This window comes from Collinsella sp. AF02-46-1 (assembly GCF_003465825.1).
Lineage (GTDB): Bacteria > Actinomycetota > Coriobacteriia > Coriobacteriales > Coriobacteriaceae > Collinsella.
In genome coordinates this window covers 26,902-44,153 of sequence record NZ_QSBV01000002.1, presented here as the reverse complement: position 1 = coordinate 44,153, position 17,252 = coordinate 26,902, and the positions used below count along the sequence as shown (strand labels likewise).

Annotated in this window: 13 protein-coding genes and 1 other RNA gene; 8 read left to right on the top strand and 6 right to left on the bottom strand. The window is 60.6% G+C overall.

Annotation, left to right across the window (positions count from 1 at the left end; genetic code table 11):
- Positions 1-106 precede the first annotated feature (106 nt).
- From ssrA to DWV20_RS01340, 8 genes are all read left to right on the top strand, one after another.
- Positions 107-470, top strand: a transfer-messenger RNA (tmRNA) gene (gene ssrA, locus DWV20_RS01375).
- A 585-nt stretch (positions 471-1,055) separates the two neighbouring features.
- The gene (locus tag DWV20_RS01370) at positions 1,056-1,934 is read left to right on the top strand and encodes a patatin family protein (protein WP_118256184.1); all 879 of its coding nucleotides are present in this window, start codon (positions 1,056-1,058) and stop codon (positions 1,932-1,934) included.
- Positions 1,935-2,128: 194 nt separating this feature from the next.
- On the top strand, positions 2,129-2,572 hold the full coding sequence (rplM, locus tag DWV20_RS01365) for a 50S ribosomal protein L13 (RefSeq protein ID WP_022094635.1): 444 nt from the start codon (positions 2,129-2,131) through the stop codon (positions 2,570-2,572).
- Positions 2,573-2,574: 2 nt separating this feature from the next.
- The gene (rpsI, locus tag DWV20_RS01360; protein ID WP_022094634.1) at positions 2,575-2,970 is read left to right on the top strand and encodes a 30S ribosomal protein S9; all 396 of its coding nucleotides are present in this window, start codon (positions 2,575-2,577) and stop codon (positions 2,968-2,970) included.
- Between the two features lie 123 nt (positions 2,971-3,093).
- Entirely contained in the window at positions 3,094-4,431 is a 1,338-nt protein-coding gene (glmM, locus tag DWV20_RS01355; protein WP_117563621.1) for a phosphoglucosamine mutase, read from the top strand.
- Positions 4,432-4,532: 101 nt separating this feature from the next.
- On the top strand, positions 4,533-5,000 hold the full coding sequence (locus DWV20_RS01350) for a PTS glucose transporter subunit IIA (RefSeq protein WP_316242586.1): 468 nt from the start codon (positions 4,533-4,535) through the stop codon (positions 4,998-5,000).
- A gap of 272 nt (positions 5,001-5,272) precedes the next feature.
- Positions 5,273-6,001 carry a glucosamine-6-phosphate deaminase gene (gene nagB, locus DWV20_RS01345; protein ID WP_055251013.1) on the top strand — a complete coding sequence of 243 codons (729 nt, stop codon included), beginning with the start codon at positions 5,273-5,275 and terminating at the stop codon, positions 5,999-6,001.
- 448 nt (positions 6,002-6,449) lie between these two features.
- Positions 6,450-9,449 (top strand): BTAD domain-containing putative transcriptional regulator, encoded by a 3,000-nt coding sequence (locus DWV20_RS01340; RefSeq protein ID WP_118256183.1) that lies wholly within the window; start codon positions 6,450-6,452, stop codon positions 9,447-9,449.
- A gap of 69 nt (positions 9,450-9,518) precedes the next feature.
- Here the strand turns inward: DWV20_RS01340 and DWV20_RS01335 are convergent, their stop codons facing one another.
- From DWV20_RS01335 to DWV20_RS01310, 6 genes are all read right to left on the bottom strand, one after another.
- Entirely contained in the window at positions 9,519-9,818 is a 300-nt protein-coding gene (locus tag DWV20_RS01335; protein WP_117637846.1) for a YhbY family RNA-binding protein, read from the bottom strand.
- Positions 9,819-9,976: 158 nt separating this feature from the next.
- Complete coding sequence (locus DWV20_RS01330; RefSeq protein ID WP_233539745.1) at positions 9,977-10,864, bottom strand: methyltransferase domain-containing protein; 888 nt, start codon at positions 10,862-10,864, stop codon at positions 9,977-9,979.
- 316 nt (positions 10,865-11,180) lie between these two features.
- Positions 11,181-12,545, bottom strand: coding sequence for a PFL family protein (locus DWV20_RS01325; RefSeq protein ID WP_035136908.1), 1,365 nt, complete (start codon positions 12,543-12,545; stop codon positions 11,181-11,183).
- Between the two features lie 108 nt (positions 12,546-12,653).
- Positions 12,654-15,212, bottom strand: coding sequence for a homocysteine S-methyltransferase family protein (locus DWV20_RS01320; protein WP_199581738.1), 2,559 nt, complete (start codon positions 15,210-15,212; stop codon positions 12,654-12,656).
- 9 nt (positions 15,213-15,221) lie between these two features.
- Entirely contained in the window at positions 15,222-16,010 is a 789-nt protein-coding gene (locus DWV20_RS01315) for a hypothetical protein (protein ID WP_117640108.1), read from the bottom strand.
- The gene (locus tag DWV20_RS01310; RefSeq protein ID WP_117640110.1) at positions 16,010-16,882 is read right to left on the bottom strand and encodes a methylenetetrahydrofolate reductase; all 873 of its coding nucleotides are present in this window, start codon (positions 16,880-16,882) and stop codon (positions 16,010-16,012) included. The genes DWV20_RS01315 and DWV20_RS01310 overlap by 1 nt, the downstream gene beginning before the upstream one ends.
- Between the last annotated feature and the right edge of the window lie 370 nt (positions 16,883-17,252).

Sequence of the window (17,252 nt, the reverse complement as noted above, 5' to 3'; positions counted from 1 at the left end):
GGTAAGATAACACTCCACAAGCGGGGCTCGTCCCGCATGTTCCTTGAAAAGTCGACGGCTGTTGGGTGCTTTTGTGCCCGATGCCATCCAGACTTTCCCAGCATTCGGGGGCGACTGGTTTCGACACGATAGCTCTGAGAGAGGAAGCAAGCCGAGGTCTCCTCGCCTCGTTAAACAGGGGTACCGTCAAATTGAATTGACAACAACTCTTCTTTTGAGCCTATGGCTCTCGCTGCTTAGTTTATAGCGGCGCGTCAACCCGGTGATTTCCCCGACACCGGCGCGACGTCATGTTAGGGGAATGCTCCCGCACACGTAATCGGTATGGCGCGGGCTAAGACCGAACCGGTTGGGATGCCGCGAGCGTGTCGCTGCGCGCAAAGCGTCCGAGACTAAACCAGCGACTGAGCTTGGAGATGCCAATCAGGGGGCTTTCGTGGACCGGAGTTCGATTCTCCGCGCCTCCACCAATAGTTACAAGCAGGTAGAGAAGTGTTTCTACCTGCTTTTTTATTACATATAGATACCGCGGAGGATCGAACTCTGCGCAGGGCGCGAGCGTTAAGCAAACGCGAAGCGTTTGTAGCGAGCGGGCGAGGACGCCGGCAGGCGGCCGAAGCCGGTGCGTATTTGCGAAGCAAATACGCGGATTCTCCGCGCAAAGCCTCAGCCCTATGCAGATGCGATGCCGATCGGACTGCAGCCTGCCATGCCCCGCATCAACGTCGCCCCAGGCGGAAAATCCATCCCAGAATTCCGGTTCAGACTGGGATGCGGTTTCCGGATGACGTTTCAAGCGGAAACTGCATCCCGGAATCGACGCTCGGAATGGGATTCATTTTCCGGAAGACGCCTCAAGCGGAAACTGCATCCCGGAATCCGCGCTCAGAACGGGACACGCTTTCCCAACGGCGGTCCAAGCGGAAAGTTCATCCCGGAATCCCGCCTCAAACTGGGACACGCTTTCCGCTCCATATTCTCAACTCCAAAACCTATGCGCCCTCCATTCCAAAACTGGGTAGAAGAAAGCCAAAACGCAATCGCAGGAGGTCAATATGACTGCAGAAGATAAGGCAAAGAACGCCGGCAAGGTCGCGCTCGTCTTGGAGGGTGGCAGTTTTCGTGGGCAGTTTACCGCCGGCGTGCTCGACGTTCTCATGGAGGCCGGTGTCGAAATTCCGGCGGTGTACGGCGTTTCGGCCGGTGCGCTCAACGGCGTCAACTACAAGTCGCACCAGATCGGTCGCGTCAATCGCATCAACCTGACCTTCTGCAATGACAACCGCTACATGGGTGCCGCATCCTTCGCATCCACGGGCTCCATCGTGGGTTACGACTTTATCTTCAACGATATCCAGGACCGCCTGGATCCCTTTGATAACGAGACGTTCGACGCCAGCCCTATCGAGATGTACGCCGTCGCGACGGACATGCTGTTTGGAACCGCTGCCTACCTGCCGGTCAAAAGCGCCGTGCTCGACCTCGATGCCGTGCGTGCCTCGACGTCGCTGCCGCTGGTGACGCCGCCGGTCGAGATCGACGGGCACAAATACGTCGACGGCGGCGTAGCCGATTCGGTCCCCATCGAGCACGTGCTGGAGGAGGCGGGCTTCGATCGCGCGGTTGTCATTGTCACGCAGGACCGCTCGTACGAGAAAAAGCCCTACGAGTTTATGCCTGCCGCGCGCGCCCGCTATGTCGACTACCCCTATCTGCTCGAGGCTATCGAGACGCGCCACGACCGCTATAACCTCCAGCGCATGCACCTGTGGAAGTATGAGCGCGAGGACCGCGCGCTGGTCATTGCTCCGCAAAAGCCGGTCGAGGTCGGCCATGTCGAGCACGATCCGGCAAAGCTTTTGGACCTGTATATCCAGGGCCGTCAGGAGGCAAAGCGCCTGCTCGCGGAAATCCAAGAGTTCGTTGAGCGCTAGCGACGGCGAACCCTCAAAAAATGACAACAGCTAAAGAGTTGGAAAAATCACGGCTCGTGGATGACATGTGCAGAAACTCTGGTCGGAGCCAAAATACCTGTTGACTCGTACGGCGAGCGGGGTAATATGGACGGGTTACTTGCAGAGCCCCGTGAATCTCTGTAACAACACGTACTGTACATGGAGGAGTCTAAGTGATTTCGAAATCGACTCACTACGCCAAGCAGGGCGAGGTCCAGCGCAACTGGGTTCTCGTCGACGCCGATGGTGCTGTCCTGGGCCGTCTTGCCACCCAGATCGCAATGATCCTGCGCGGTAAGAACAAGCCCCAGTTCACGCCCAACAGCGACTGCGGCGACTTCGTTGTCGTCATCAACGCCGATAAGGTCCAGCTTACCGGTAACAAGGCCGACACGAAGACCTATTATCGCCACAGCGGCTACAACGGCGGCCTCAAGGCTGAGAGCTTCCGCCAGGCTATGGAGAAGCACCCGGAGAAGGTCATCGAGCGCGCCGTTCGCGGTATGCTGCCCAAGACCACCCTCGGCCGTGCCCAGATGACCAAGCTTAAGGTCTACGCTGGTGCCGAGCATCCGCACGCTGCCCAGAACCCCACGAAGATTGAGCTGGAGGCTTAAAGATGGCTGAGAACACCGTTGTCTACCAGGGTACCGGCCGTCGTAAGAACGCCGTCGCCCGCGTCCGTCTCGTCCCCGGCACCGGCAAGGTGACCATCAACAAGCGTGACGCCGAGCAGTATTTCGGCCGTCATCAGCTCGTTGAGAACGCCCTTGCTCCCTTCAAGGTGACCGACACCGCCGGTCAGTTCGATGTCATCGCTCTGTGCGATGGCGGCGGCATCTCCGGTCAGTCCGGCGCTCTGCGCCTGGGCATCGCCCGCGCTCTTCTGAACGCTGGCGACTACCGTGCTGACCTCAAGAAGGCCGGTTTCCTTACGCGCGATGCTCGCGTGGTCGAGCGCAAGAAGTACGGCCTCAAGAAGGCCCGCCGCGCTCCCCAGTTCTCCAAGCGCTAAGGTTTTATCTCCTTACGAGATACAATGTACAAGCGGGGCCTGCCGATTCCTCGGCGGGTCCCGCTTTTCTTTTTCGACTAGGGTGGGCGGTTGCATATCGCCTGCTAGGGAAGGAGCGATCCTATGCCCCAGAACATCTTCGGTACCGACGGCGTCCGTGGCGTCGCCAATGCCGACCTCTCGTGCGACCTCGCGTTTCGCCTGGGCCGCGCGGCGACCAAGTTCCTTGGCCCGGACATCTGCATCGGCCGCGACACGCGCCTTTCGGGTACCATGCTCGAGAGTGCTCTGACCGCTGGCATTATGGCAGAGGGCGGCCGTCCGCATTGCTGCGGCGTTATCCCTACGCCGGCCGTGGCGCTGCTCACCGTCCAAAACGAGCTCGACGGCGGCATCGTCATCTCCGCTTCGCATAATCCGCCGGAGTTCAACGGCATCAAGTTCTTTAGCCGCAAGGGCATGAAGCTTCCCGATGCTGTCGAGGAAGAGATCAGCGCCTGGGTCATGTCCGAGGAGGCCATGGCTGCCGACACGCTGCCGACCGGCGCCTGTGTGGGTCACATCATCAAGATGAAAGACGCCCGCAAGGCCTATGTCGATCATGCCATCAGCACGCTCGACGGCCTTAAGCTCGATGGCCTGGTTGTTGCCGTCGACTGCGGTCACGGTGCTTCCTGCCAGACCACGCCCGCTGCGCTGCAGCGCCTGGGCGCCACGGTCCATGCCATCAACACCGATTACTGCGGCACCGACATTAACGTTGAGTGCGGCTCCACTCACCTTGAGCCCCTGCGCGAGCTCGTGCTGCGCACCCACGCCGATATCGGCCTGGCCCACGACGGCGACGCCGACCGCGTGCTGTTCGTCGACGGCGAGGGCAATGAGATCGACGGTGACTACATCCTGGCTATCTGCGGTTCTGACCTCGCCGCCCGCGGCAAGCTCGCCAACTCCGAGATCGTCTCGACCGTCATGTGCAACCTTGGCTTCTCCATCGCTATGAAGGAGCAGGGCTTCGAGATGGTTCAGACCGCCGTGGGTGACCGCTACGTTTTGGAGCGCATGCTCGCGGATGGCGCCGTCATCGGCGGCGAACAGTCCGGCCACATCATCTTCCTGGAGCACAACACCACCGGTGACGGCCTGGTGACGGCTCTGCAGCTGCTGGCCGTGCTCAAGCGCACCGGTCGTACCCTCACCGATCTTGCCGGCATCATGAAGAAGTACCCGCAGGTACTCGTCAACGTGCATTCCGACAACAAGGCCGGCCTGGACGATTGCCAGCCCATTTGGGACGCCGTCGCTGCCGCCGAGAAGGAGCTTGACGGCCGCGGCCGCATTCTGGTGCGCCCGAGCGGTACCGAGCCGCTGGTCCGTGTTATGGCCGAGGCGGAGACGCACGAGCTCACTCAGCGTGTTGTCGACGACATCGTCGAGGTTGTCAAGCGCGAACTTCCCTAATGGTCAAAAACGGGTGCCAAGTGGTAAACTGTTAAAGCTATTTTGATTGATTGGTATGTCCGAGGGGGAGCATGTTCACTAAAGTCCTAAGGTCTTTTGGTATGCGTGGACGAGTTCTTACGCTGGATGCTCCCATCTCGGGCGACGTCATTCCGTTGTCCGAGGTCAATGACCAGACATTTGCCACCGGCCTTTTGGGCCAGGGCGTGGCGATTCAGCCTACCGGCACGCGTGTGATTGCGCCGGCAGACGCCAAGGTCGAGGCCATTTTTCCCACGGGTCACGCCGTTGCGCTCAACACGGTCGATGGCCTAGACGTGCTCATCCACGTTGGCTTGGACACTGTTCAGCTTGAGGGCAAGCATTTTAGCGTGCATGCACAGGTGGGCGATGTCGTCCATAAGGGTGACGTGCTCATCGAGTTCGATCGCGAGGCAATTGCTGCCGAGGGCTACGATGTGACGGTTCCCATCTTGGTGTGCAACTCCGTTGAGTTCTCGAGTATCAAGGGCTCCGTTGGTGCGCATGTCGAAGAGATGGACCAGCTCATCGTTGCTCGCGAGCGCTAGTAAGTGCACGTGGCCATTAGCCTACAATTCAAACACGTTTATGGAGGGCGCCCTTGAAAGAGGGCGCCCTCCGTGGCAAGATGGGATTTGTCCGAAGCTAAACGGCTTTGGGTCACCGTGGACGGGCAGGGGCCTCGACGCGGCTAGACACGAGACACATACATTACGCGACCTCGCCCTGGTGGCCGCACACGTTGGTTGCGGCCGACGCGGGCCGCGGGCAAGTGCTTGTAAGGGGAGCCTTGCCTCTCTTGTACGAGAAAGGACGCGTAATGAAGATCATTAAAGCTAAAGACTACGAGGATATGAGCCGCAAGGCCGCCAATATCATCTCGGCGCAGGTTATCCTCAAGCCCGATTGCGTGCTGGGTCTTGCCACCGGCTCCACCCCGATCGGTGCCTACAAGCAGCTCGCTGCTTGGTACGAGAAGGGCGACGTCGACTTTGCCGAGGTCAGCACTTACAACCTGGACGAGTATCGCGGCCTTTCGCACGACGATCCCCAGAGCTATCACTACTTCATGCGTGAGAACTTCTTCGATCACATCAACATCGACCTGAACAACACGCATGTGCCCGACGGTTCCAACCCCGACGCCGCCGCTGCCTGCTCTGAGTACGACAAGATCGTCGCCGCCGCCGGTTACCCGGATCTGCAGCTGCTCGGCATTGGCAACAACGGCCACATTGGTTTCAACGAGCCCGATGACCACTTCTCCAAGGGCACGCACTGCGTCGACCTCACCGAGAGCACCATTCAGGCCAACAGCCGCCTGTTCGACAGCATCGACGATGTTCCCCGTCAGGCCTACACCATGGGTACCCAGACCATCATGTATGCCCGCATGATCCTAGTCGTCGCCAACGGCGAGGCCAAGGCTCAGGCCGTGCATGACATGTGCTATGGTCCGGTTACGCCCGCGTGCCCGGCTTCGATCCTGCAGCTGCACACCAACTGCGTTGTCGTTGCCGACGAGGCCGCCCTTTCGCTCTGCGAGTAGCGCGAATCCTGCATCTCGACATAGCCTTGCCTAAGGCCTCCGCTTTGCGGGGGCCTTTTTGTTATCCCTCTCCGCCCGCTTGACCAAAATCTTGCCGCAAGCTTGACGAATGCCGGATGCCCAACAGCTTGATTCATTCCATACCAGATTCTATGCAAAAATGCCACTAAAAGGTCGTAGACGGTAGCGGGTGCTAGGCGAGTTGAATGACATAGCTGAACCTTGTTCATTTGCGTTACACTGCCGCTTAGATGGGACAAGCTGACAAGCTCATTTACCTGCTTAAAGACCGATTAGTCGGGGGATTAATAACAATCGGCCCTCGCTGTACAAAAACTTGCCGCTTGCGTACCAAAAGACAACCTAGAACACAAGGTCGCTCTATTCATAGCGCGGCTTGTATGGTCTTGCGGTTACAGTGTCCATACGGTCGAGTTGAGGAGCGGGCATGGTAAACGATTTGGGCAGTATGGACGACCTCGAGCTGATGCCGCTGGGCGGTGGCTATATGGTGCGACGCGAACGCTTGATGAATGAGCTTCTCGCCAAGGGCCGAAAGGCCGGCATCGTGGTTCTTTATGCGCCCGACGGGTTTGGGAAGACCTCGGTGCTGCTGCAGTACACCCATGAGGTTAAATGCGACCCGACGCGAGGCCCCGTGCGGATTATCGAGGCCGATCGCGCCACTGGGCGCGAGGTGTTTATGCAGCTCGAGGTGGTTACCGAAGAACTCAAAGACAAACCGCACTCCCTTATCGCGATTGATAATGTGCCAAACCTCGATCAGCACGATACCGAAGACCTCATCGACAGGATTCGCGGCCTGCGCGCTATGGGGGTGGGGGTCTTTATCTCCTGCCGTCCTTCAAATCGTCAACTGATTCATGGGCTGGGCGATTCGGTTAAGATCAATGCGCAGATGCTCAAGGTGCATGCCTATGAGTATTCGGCGTGGGCATCGGCGTTTTCGATCAGCACATCGCTCGACTTTTATCAGCTCACGCAGGGCGTGCCCGAGCTCGTTTCGGCATTGCAGACGGGTCTGTATGGCCAAGGCGACGTAGCCGGTCTGCTCGAAAACGAGATTGTCAACGTATATGGCGCGGCACTTGTCGACTTGGCTTCGCTCGACAATAATGCACTGTTTTGCGTGGCATGTCTCATGATTTTGATGGGCGAGGGCAATATCGCAGAACTCGAGGCTTGCGGGGTGAGGCTATCGATGGTCGACCAGTCCTACTTCGTACGCGACTACCCGATCTTTGGCTTGGACCCCGCCGAGCGGAGTTTTACGTGTCTGGGCACGGAGGATAACGGACGCTTGCGCTTGCGTAAGTTGGTGGCCGAGGTTCGCCCCGAACTTGTTCCGAGGGCGGCCCGGATTTTGCTTAAGGCGGGCCGATGCGATGCGGCGATGGGCCTGGCGGACGCCTTTTTGGACCGTGATGCGGTCCTTGAACTTGCTGGGCAGTATGGGGTCGATCTGGCTCTGACGGGGCACGGGGCCGATATCTGCCGAGCAGCGCTGGGCACGATCGATGCCGAGGATCCGGCTCCAGAGCCAACGCCTGCCGAGGCGCTTGGCGTATATCTGGCAGCGGTCAGCGTGTCCAATACAAAGCTCGCTCGCTATATGGCATCGGTCATCGAGCGCGGGGGCGAACGGGCGGCCTGCGAAATAGACCCTGTTTCATGGAGGGTGGCCCAGACACTGACGGCTGTTTGCTATGGGGACAACGGGCTTGGGCTTCCTACGAACCTGGCCGTGCCAGAAATAGAGACATCCCATACCGCACTCGATATGTTGTCCGCGCATATCGAGGTCAAGCGCTGCCTGACCGAGCGGGGAGATGACGGCGGCGTTCTACAGCAGCTCAAAACGAGCAAGGCCTACGACTGCGAGCTCGACATCGCGGGGATTGTTATACGGGCCGACAGCATGCTGGTGGAGCTTTTTGACGGGTCGTTTGCGGGAACCGACGAGCGCGACGACGAGATGACGGTGGTGCGGGAGGCGCTCGACGTACGTGGGCTTAAGGCGATGGCTATCTGGGTGCGCATGGTGTTGGCGGCACGGCGGCTCCTTTCCGGCTTGCCGGTAACCGACGACGCGGCATTCAACGAGCTCGATCGTTTTGCCGTGCGCATGCGCGACAACCAGATTCAGCTGTTTGGCCTGTTGCTAGAAGGCTGGCAGTCGCTGGCAGAGGGACGGCCGGTTAATGCAAAGTTCCGTGCGGTCCAAGTGCTCAAACTTGCCGAGGAGTCGATTGCGTACATGCGCGATAACGCATTGCTGCTGGAGCGCGCGGCGTATCTGCGTAACACCTCGATGGTTTCGGTGCGTGAGGAAGCGGAGTTGCTCGATATAAGCCAGACGCAGGTTGGTGGAGCGGAGGCCTGGATGGTGGCGCTGCATTTGGCCTGTGCGGGCCGAGACAGCGATCTTGCGGCCTGGATGTCCATGAATCGTGCGGGGATTCTGGAGCCATCGTATCGGCTCTTTGCGCGCCTTGCCATGCATTGTCTGGGCGAGCCGGCGACCAGGATTCGCAAGAAGCTTCCCGTGCGCGAGCTGTCGCGGTACTCGCTGCGCGACGATTTGGAAGGGGAGGGCGAGCGCCTGTTCCAGGCCGGCGAGGTTGAAGCCGTTGATACCATTGACCATATCGAGATTCGCATGTTTGGTGCGTTTCGCGCCGAGCGCGACGGGTTTCCCATCACGGACAAAATGTGGCGCCGCAAGAAGGCGGCGACACTTGCCGAGCGGCTTGCGCTGGGCATGGATGCGCTCGTCGATCGTGAGACGCTGGCCATGGAGTTGTGGCCCCATGCCGAGTTCAATAGCGCCCGCAACAACCTGTACTCGACGATATCGCGCTTGCGGTCGGCTTTGGGACCGACGCCGGATGGCAAGTCGTGTGTGCTCATCCAAAATGAATGCATCGGACTCAACGGCGACTACGTCAAGACCGATGTACGGCTGTTTGACCAGATAAGCCGCGAGGTTTTGGGAAATCGCACGGGTGCGCGCGGGCCCCATTTAGTTGAGCTGTGCCTTAAGATTGAGCAGCTTTATGCCGGGCCGCTGTATGTTCCCAATGGCTGTAACCCCACCTACTTTTTGCGTATGCGACGCATTATGCAGTCAAAGTTCATCGATTGCATGATTAAGGGAGCAAATGCCGCTCTAGAAGAAAACGATCTGCAGTCGGCGATTTGGCTGGCGGAGTCGGGGCTTCGGCAGGAAACAGCGCGTGAGGATATGGTGCGCTGCGCCATGCGCGTCTACAGTGCGGCGGGGCGGCGGCGCGATATCGTCGAGCTGTACAGCGGGCATATGCACCATCTAAGGGAGCAGGTCAATGGCGTGCCCGAGCCCGAGACGCGGCGTCTATACGAGCGCTTGGTGGAGGGGCGGCTCAATCGCGTGCTGGTCGAGCGATAAAAAACGGGCGCCCGAAGTACTTGGGCACCCGTAAGCTTGCCATGTGTTGGCTCGCCGGATCATTGGCTCTTAGACGAGCTCGATCTTCTCGATGTCCTTGCGCGAGGACTCGCGATACAGCGAGAACTTGCGGCCGATGACCTGGACGACCTCGGCGTGGCAACGCTCGGAGAGCTCTTCGGCGGCCTCGCGGGCGGAAAGACTGGAGCCATCGAGCACGGAGCACTTAACGAGTTCGTGCTTCTCCAGGTAGGCGACCGTCTGCTCGACGGTGCCCTCGTTGACATCGGACTTACCGATGATGATGGCGGGGTTGAGATGATGGGCCATGCTGCGAAGTTGCTTGACCTGGGCTCCTGTCAGTGCCATGGGTTCTCGCTTTCTATGTATGGGGCGCCCCGCGACGGGGCCTTAATCTACGTGAGCTGTCCCACGATAGCGCAGGAACGGCGCGGTGTGGAGTGCGTTTGCCCAGTTCAAAAAGAATGCGGATGCCGAGGTGATGGGCAGTGCGGGCTGTGAACGGGCTACGAGCGGGATTCAGAGACCGGTTCCCATGCAATAAACGCCCAGCGAACCTTACGGATATGGTCGAGCATATAGCGCCCCTGCGGCACGCCCTTGGAGCCCGGCTCGCCGGCATGGGGGTTTTCGATCATGTGCTGAGCGATATAGTCGTGCAGGCGGTCGATCTTATCCTCGTTGCCATGCTCGAGCATACGGGAAAAATCCGCCACGCCTGCCTCAAGGCTATCGAAGGTATCGCGACGAGGCGATTCAAAGTATGTAACCTGCGGCAACGCACCCATCTGAATGAGGATGTTGAAGGCGTACACAAAGCCATTGCTGCAGGTAACCGAGGCACCAATGGCGTTCATCAGGTGCAGATCATAGCGCGGGCTGGAGTTGGCGACCATCGTGACAGCACAACGCCGACGAGCCGTACGGTCGAGCTTGGCAAGCGCACCTTTTAGATCGGTCGTCGTAACCGACCGACTGGCAAAGGCAACATCCACCGTTTTCGCGACCGGTCCAACCAAATCCCAATCATCATCCCAAGCAAGCTCAAGCGGTGTAATGCGATTCTCGAGCCCATGGTACTCAATGCCAGCATCAAGCGTGCCCAACATGGCAGGGGAAAAGTCAGCAGCAATCACAGGATGCCCAGCCTGAGCAAGCGGAATAGCAATCGACCCAGCCCCGCACCCCATATCGAGTACCGACTCGCCGGGCTCAAGCGCCAGCAGCTTTATAAAATCCCGAGCATAAGGGGCAGTCTCCAACGGCCGAAAATGCCGAGCCCTTTTATCCCACTCAAAAGAATCGTCAGCCCGCCGCCGATCAGCTTGCAGACGCATCCACTCCAGATTCCAATCTGTGGAAAGCAGCTCAGAACGATTCTCCCCATCAGCCACGGGCCAACCTCCTAGCAACAAAAAAGCGACTCCTCCCAAAAGAAGAGCCGCAACCAGCATATATCAGAAAGAACCGATCCAACGCCAAACCGTCATACCAGCAAAGTGGAGCAGAAGCGAAGCGACTGCAACCGGGATAGAACTCAATCGAGGTCCCGTTGTGCGGGAGCCCCGGGGAGGGCAAATATATAAGGTCGATCGCGAGTTTCGCACGAGCCGGAGAGCACTTAATGTGCTCTCCGTGCGAGTCAGGACTGTCCGAGCAGGCGACCTTATATATTTGCCCTCCCCGGGGCTCCTCGCCCGAACCCCTCAGCTAGTTCTTCAGCGAGTTCAGCGGCGCCGGGAAACGTCCACCGCGATGGGCAAGCACGGTGCCGGCGTTGGGGTTCACCGGCATGATGGGTGCACGGCCGAACAGGCCGCCGTACTCGACGCAGTCACCCACGCCCTTGCCGATGGCGGGAATCACGCGGACGGCCGTGGTCTTGTTGTTGATGACGCCGATGGCCATCTCGTCGGCGATGATGCCGGCGATGGTCTCGACCGGGGTGTCGCCGGGGATGGCGATCATGTCCAGGCCGACGGAGCACACGCAGGTCATGGCCTCGAGCTTCTCGAGCGAAAGCGCACCGGCTTCGACGGCGGCGATCATGCCGGCGTCCTCGGACACGGGGATGAAAGCGCCGGAGAGACCGCCCACGCTGGAGCTGGCCATGACGCCGCCCTTCTTGACGGCATCGTTGAGCATGGCGAGCGCGCAGGTCGTGCCCGGGCCACCGCAGGTGCCCACGCCGATGATCTCGAGAATGCGGGCAACGGAGTCGCCGATGGCAGGCGTGGGGGCCAGCGACAGGTCGACGATGCCCTTCTCGACACCCAGGCGATGGGCGGCCTCGCGGCTCATGAGCTCGCCGGCGCGGGTGATCTTAAAGGCGGTCTGCTTAATCTTCTCGGCGACTTCCATCATCGATGCGGAATCGGGCAGCGTCTCCAGGGCTGCGGCCATAACGCCGGGGCCCGAGACGCCTACGTTGATGACGGCGTCGGCCTCGCCACCGCCGTGGACGGCGCCCGCCATAAACGGGGAGTCCTCGACCATGTTAGCAAAGCAGACAAACTTGGAAGCGCCGACGGAATCCTGGTCGGCCGTGAGTTTAGCGGCATCGATGATGGTCTGGGCGGCCATAAGCACGGCGTCCATGTTGATGCCGGCACGCAGGCTGGCGACGTTGACGCTGGAGCAGACACGGCTCGTGGTGGCGAGCGCCTGGGGGATGGACTGGATGACGCGGCGGTCGGCGTCGCCGATGCCCTTCTGGACGAGTGCGGAGAAGCCGCCCAGGTAATCGATGCCGAGCGTCTCGGCCGCGCGGTCGAGGGCATGCGCGATGGGGGTGAGGTCCTCATCCTTGCAGCACGCGGCGATCTGCGCCACCGGGGTGACGGAAACGCGCTTGTTGACAATGGGGATACCGTACTCGCGCTCGAGGTTCTCGGCGGTCTCGACCAGATGCTCAGCCGTGTGCGTCACATGGTCGTAGATCTTCGTGCACATGCGGTCGAGGTTCTCGTCACCGCAACCCATGAGCGAAACACCCATGGTGATGGTCCTGATGTCGAGGTTCTGTTCCTCAACCATGCCGCGGGTTTCCGCGATTTCTGCGGGCGTGATCGCCATCCTTGCGCTCCTATCTGCCAAAACGAGCATAGTCTTATCTATTCTAACGTGCCGCACGTGCCAAGTGGCGCGTGCGGCACGTTTTGGTGCTCGGTTGTTTCCGTTGTGTTACTTCCCAAAGACCTCTTCGGCGATACGAGCGCTCTCGGCGGCGTCCTTGGCGTAGTAGTCCGCGCCGATTTGCTTGGCGTATTCGGGGGTGAGCACGGCGCCGCCCACGATGATCTTGACGCCCGGAACCTCGGCATGGAGCAACTTGATGGTCTCTTCCATGGCGACGACCGTGGTGGTCATAAGCGCCGAGAGGCCGACGAGCTTGATGTCACGCTCCTGCACGGTCTTGAGCACCTCTTGCGGGTCGACATCGCGGCCTAGGTCAAAGACGGTGTAGCCGTAGTTATCGAGCAGCATCTTGACGATGTTCTTACCGATGTCGTGGATGTCGCCCTTGACGGTGGCCACGCAGATCTTACCCTTGTCGGCAATCTCGCCGGCGGGCATCAGGCGCTTGATGGTGTCGAAGCCCACGCGCGCGGCCTCGGCCGAGGCCATGAGTTGCGGCAAGAAGAACTTGCCCTGGTCAAAGAGGACGCCCACCTCGTCGAGGGCGGGGATAAAGTGATTGTTGATGAGGTCCATGGCGTCGTGGTCGGCCAACAGGCGTTCGGTCTCGGCCGCGATCTCGCCTTTGCGGCCCGAGACGACCATGCGACGAATCGGGTCGTCGTTGCCGTCGGTGCCAGCGGTGCCAGCAGCGGGCACGGTGTCGGTCGATGCGGCCTGAGCCGCTGCCGGGTTGGCGGCGATCTTGTACGGATCGGTCCAGCCGGCATAGCGCTCGATGTATCCGGTCGAGCCCTCGTCCTCAACGCTCAGGACGCGATAGCTGTAGACGGTGTCCATAAAGCGCTTGGAGCCCGGGTTCATGATGGGGGCGTCCAGGCCCGCGCCAAAGGCGGCGGCCAAAAAGACCGAGCCCAGCAGCGGGCGAGCGGGCAGGCCAAAGCTGATGTTCGACACGCCGAGCGCGCATTTGACACCCAGGCGCTCCTTGCACAGGGACATGGCGCGCAGGATCTGCTCAGCCTGGCGTTGATTGGTCGAGGCGGTCATGACCAGGCAGTCGATGAGGATGCGGTCCGGGCCGATGCCGTAGCGGGCGGCCTCGGCCACGATGCGCTCGGCGATGGCGAAGCGGGCCTCGGCGGTATCGGGGATGCCGCCTTCGTCGAGCGTAAGGCCGACAACGTTGGTGCCGTAGTGGGCGACCAGCGGGAAGATCTCGTCCATGATCTGCTGCTTGCCGTTGACCGAGTTGATGATGGGCTTGCCGGCGTAGCGACGTACGGCGGCCTCGACGGCGGCGGGGTCGGTGGAGTCGATCTGCAGCGGCAGCAGCGTGGAGCCTTGGAGCTGCTCGGTCGCTTGCTGGATGACCTTGACCTCGTCGATCTCGGGCAGGCCGACGTTGACGTCCAGGATATCGGCGCCCTGCTCCTGCTGGCTGATGCCCTGGCTCACGACGTAGTCCAGGTCGCCGTCGCGTAGGGCCTGCTGCAGGCGCTTTTTGCCGGTGGGGTTGATGCGCTCGCCGATGACGGCGATCTTGTGGCCGTCGCAGGGGAGGTCCACGACCGTCTGGGCGCTCGTGACCGACATGCTGGGCTTGCGGTGACGCGTGCAGGGCGTGTGGTTGTCGATGAGGGTGCGAAGTGCCGCCATGTGCGTGGGCGTGGTGCCGCAGCAGCCGCCCACGACGCTTACGCCGTCGGCAATCATGCCGGCGACGGCCTCGGCGTATTCGGGTGCCTGGATATCAAAGACGGTATTGCCGTCATCGTCCACGCGGGGCAGTCCTGCATTGGCCTGCACCATAACGGGCTTGTCGGTGACGGTGAGCATACGCGCGGCGAGTCCTCGGAGCTCGGCCGGGCCCTGGCTGCAGTTGATGCCAAGGACGTCGGCGCCGATGGCGTCGAGGGTGATGGCGGCGACCTCGGGGCTCGTGCCCAAGAAGGTGCGGCCGTCTTCCTCAAAGGTCATGGTGGCAAAGACGGGCAAGTCGGAGTTCTCGCGGCAGGCGAGGACTGCCGCCTTGATCTCGGCAAGATCGGTCATGGTTTCGATAATAAAGAGGTCAACACCCGCGGCGACGCCAGCGTGCACCTCCTCGGCAAAGAGATCGTAGGCCTCGTCGAAGCTGAGGGTGCCCAGGGGGCGAAGCAGCGCACCGATGGGGCCGATGTCGCCGGCGACGTAATGGGCATCGGCCGCGCGGGCGCAGGTGACGGCCGCGGCAAAGACGTCTGCCACGGTGGCGGCACCGTCGAGCTTGTGGGCGTTGGCGCCAAAGGTGTTGGCGGTGATCACGTCGCAGCCGGCTTCGACGTACTGACGCTGGATGTCGGTAATGACCTGAGGCTCCTCAAAGTTGAGCAGCTCGGGCAGGGCGCCGGCCTTCATGCCGGCCGCCTGCAGCATGGTACCCATGCCGCCGTCGAACAGCAGGTGTCCGGTGCCCTTGATGGCGGCGCGCATACGATCGTCCTTAATGCGAAGGTCGTCGATCGTGCGCGTCTTGTATGCAGCGCCATTACGGCGTGCGGCATCAACGGGTGCCGCCAGCGCGGCACCGTCCAGATCATGAGTGATAAGCGGAGTAAACATCGATGGCTCCTAATGGCTGGAATAGCAGGTGGTGTGGGCGGCGCGGAAGCGGCAGTGCTCACGCATGCGGCAGATATTGCAGGTGGGGCGGCTCTGGGCGTCGTGGACCTCGCCGTCAAACAGACCGATCACCGCGGTCACGCTCTTGGTGGGCATGAGCAGGCTGGTCGGCGTGACGGTAAGCCCGATGAGCCGCGTAGCGTTGAGCGCAGCCACGATTGAGCGCTGGGCCGAGAGCGGGCAGTCGCCATAGCCGGGACTAAAGCGCCAGTTACCGGCGAGCCCGTGTGCAGCGGCCGCAGCCTTGACCTGCTGGTCCATCTGCTCGACGGCGGCTTCTACATAGGCAGAGCATGCGGCGTCGAGCACGGCGCCTTCCAGAGGCTGCTGGGCTCCCGTGGTGCGCAGGCGACGCTCGGCGTTCATGCCGAGGGTGCATGCCATGAGTGCGGCAAGGCGGGCGTCCTTAAGGTGGCGATAGATATCACGACCCCGCAGCTTAACATTGGTGCCAACCAAGCGGATGCAGGGCTCGCCCTGCTCGTCGACGCCCGTGGCATCGACGGCAAACACGCGTCGCACGCCGCGGGGCTCGATATCCAGCTCTAGGCGCTCGACTACAAGCTCAATTCGTCGGGACAGCTCGGGCTCAATCTGCTGGCCGCCGTAGCCCAGATACCGCAGCATCTCGGCACGGTCGACACGAGGGTGGTGGGCGGCGTCGATACGGTAAAGCGCCGGCGACGCAAGGTCGGCCGGCACTTCAACAACGGTTGTATCGATGTGCGGTTTTTCCATTACCCTAGGCGCTCCATAATGGTCGCGGCGATCGCAGGACGATTCATAGTGTACAGGTGCAGACCGGCGGCGCCGTGCTCCTTAAGGTCGCAAAGCTGACGGGCGGCATAATCTACACCGGCTGCCTGCAGGCTCTCGGGGTCGTTCTCGTACTTGGCGAGAATCTTGATGACGGGGGAGGGCAGCGACGCGCCGCACATAAAGACCATGCGGCTGATCTGCGACTTGCCCATAAACGGCATGATGCCCGCGGTAATGGGCACGGTGATGCCGGCCTTGTCGGCAAGCTCGCGGAAGCGATAGAAGCACTCGTTATCAAAGAAGAGCTGCGTCACAAAGAAGCTCGCGCCGGCGTCCTGTTTTTGCTTGAGGTATTCGACCGAAGCGTTGAGGTCCTCACAGGCAATGTGGCCCTCGGGGTAGGCCGCGGCGCCCACACAAAAGCCGGCGTCGACAAGCTCGGGGATGAGGTCACGGGCGTAGGCGTAGTCCGAGGCGGGCTTGTCATCCTCGGTCGCGCCAGTGGGCAGATCACCGCGCAGGGCCAGGATGTTTTCTACGCCGGCGGAGCGGTATTCGTCGATCTTGGCGACGATATCGGCGTGCGAGCGGCCCACGCAGGTGAGGTGCGCCACCGAGGGCGTATTGAATTCGCTCGTAATCATATGCGCGATGGGGGCGGTGGTGGCGCCATTGCCCGAGCCGCCGGCAGAGCAGGTGACCGAGACAAAGCTCGGCGAAAGCTTGCACAGATTGCCTGCCACCTCGCGAGCCGTGTTGAGGGTAAGCTCGCCCTTGGGCGGGAACATCTCAAACGAAACGGGTGCGGTGCCCTGGGATGCTGCCTGCTTAAAAACCTCGTCGACGCGCATATCGTGCTCCTTTAGATACGTAATAGTGTGATGTGTTGTAAGGATTCTACAGCACCACTGTGTCACGGTGGAGTTTCACTCGCTATTCGGGGATACCAATCAAAGATGCCTTGCTATCGACATTCCCTATAGCAGAGCGGTCAATCTAGGATGGGGCTATAAAGACTGGTATCTGATACGAAATACCAGTTAATAGAGCCCCATCCCAAATTGACTACCCTTAAACCATGGGGAGAGGTCTGCAATTTATACAGTTGATTGGCTGTTGAGGGCGGCAACGCCGCCGCGATGCGGTAACCTCATTGATTGGTTTCGTGACAGCAACATAACGGTAATGTTGCGGAAACACGACGAGCCTAATCTATGACTC

Excerpts from the sequence above, each read along its gene's own strand:
- DWV20_RS01370 (WP_118256184.1), top strand. The coding sequence starts at position 1,056 with ATGACTGCAGAAGATAAGGCAAAGAACGCCGGCAAGGTCGCGCTCGTC.
- rpsI (WP_022094634.1), top strand. The coding sequence starts at position 2,575 with ATGGCTGAGAACACCGTTGTCTACCAGGGTACCGGCCGTCGTAAGAAC.
- glmM (WP_117563621.1), top strand. The coding sequence starts at position 3,094 with ATGCCCCAGAACATCTTCGGTACCGACGGCGTCCGTGGCGTCGCCAAT.
- DWV20_RS01350 (WP_316242586.1), top strand. The coding sequence starts at position 4,533 with ATGCGTGGACGAGTTCTTACGCTGGATGCTCCCATCTCGGGCGACGTC.
- nagB (WP_055251013.1), top strand. The coding sequence starts at position 5,273 with ATGAAGATCATTAAAGCTAAAGACTACGAGGATATGAGCCGCAAGGCC.
- DWV20_RS01340 (WP_118256183.1), top strand. The coding sequence starts at position 6,450 with ATGGTAAACGATTTGGGCAGTATGGACGACCTCGAGCTGATGCCGCTG.
- DWV20_RS01335 (WP_117637846.1), bottom strand. The coding sequence starts at position 9,818 with ATGGCACTGACAGGAGCCCAGGTCAAGCAACTTCGCAGCATGGCCCAT.
- DWV20_RS01325 (WP_035136908.1), bottom strand. The coding sequence starts at position 12,545 with ATGGCGATCACGCCCGCAGAAATCGCGGAAACCCGCGGCATGGTTGAG.
- DWV20_RS01320 (WP_199581738.1), bottom strand. The coding sequence starts at position 15,212 with ATGTTTACTCCGCTTATCACTCATGATCTGGACGGTGCCGCGCTGGCG.
- DWV20_RS01315 (WP_117640108.1), bottom strand. The coding sequence starts at position 16,010 with ATGGAAAAACCGCACATCGATACAACCGTTGTTGAAGTGCCGGCCGAC.
- DWV20_RS01310 (WP_117640110.1), bottom strand. The coding sequence starts at position 16,882 with ATGCGCGTCGACGAGGTTTTTAAGCAGGCAGCATCCCAGGGCACCGCA.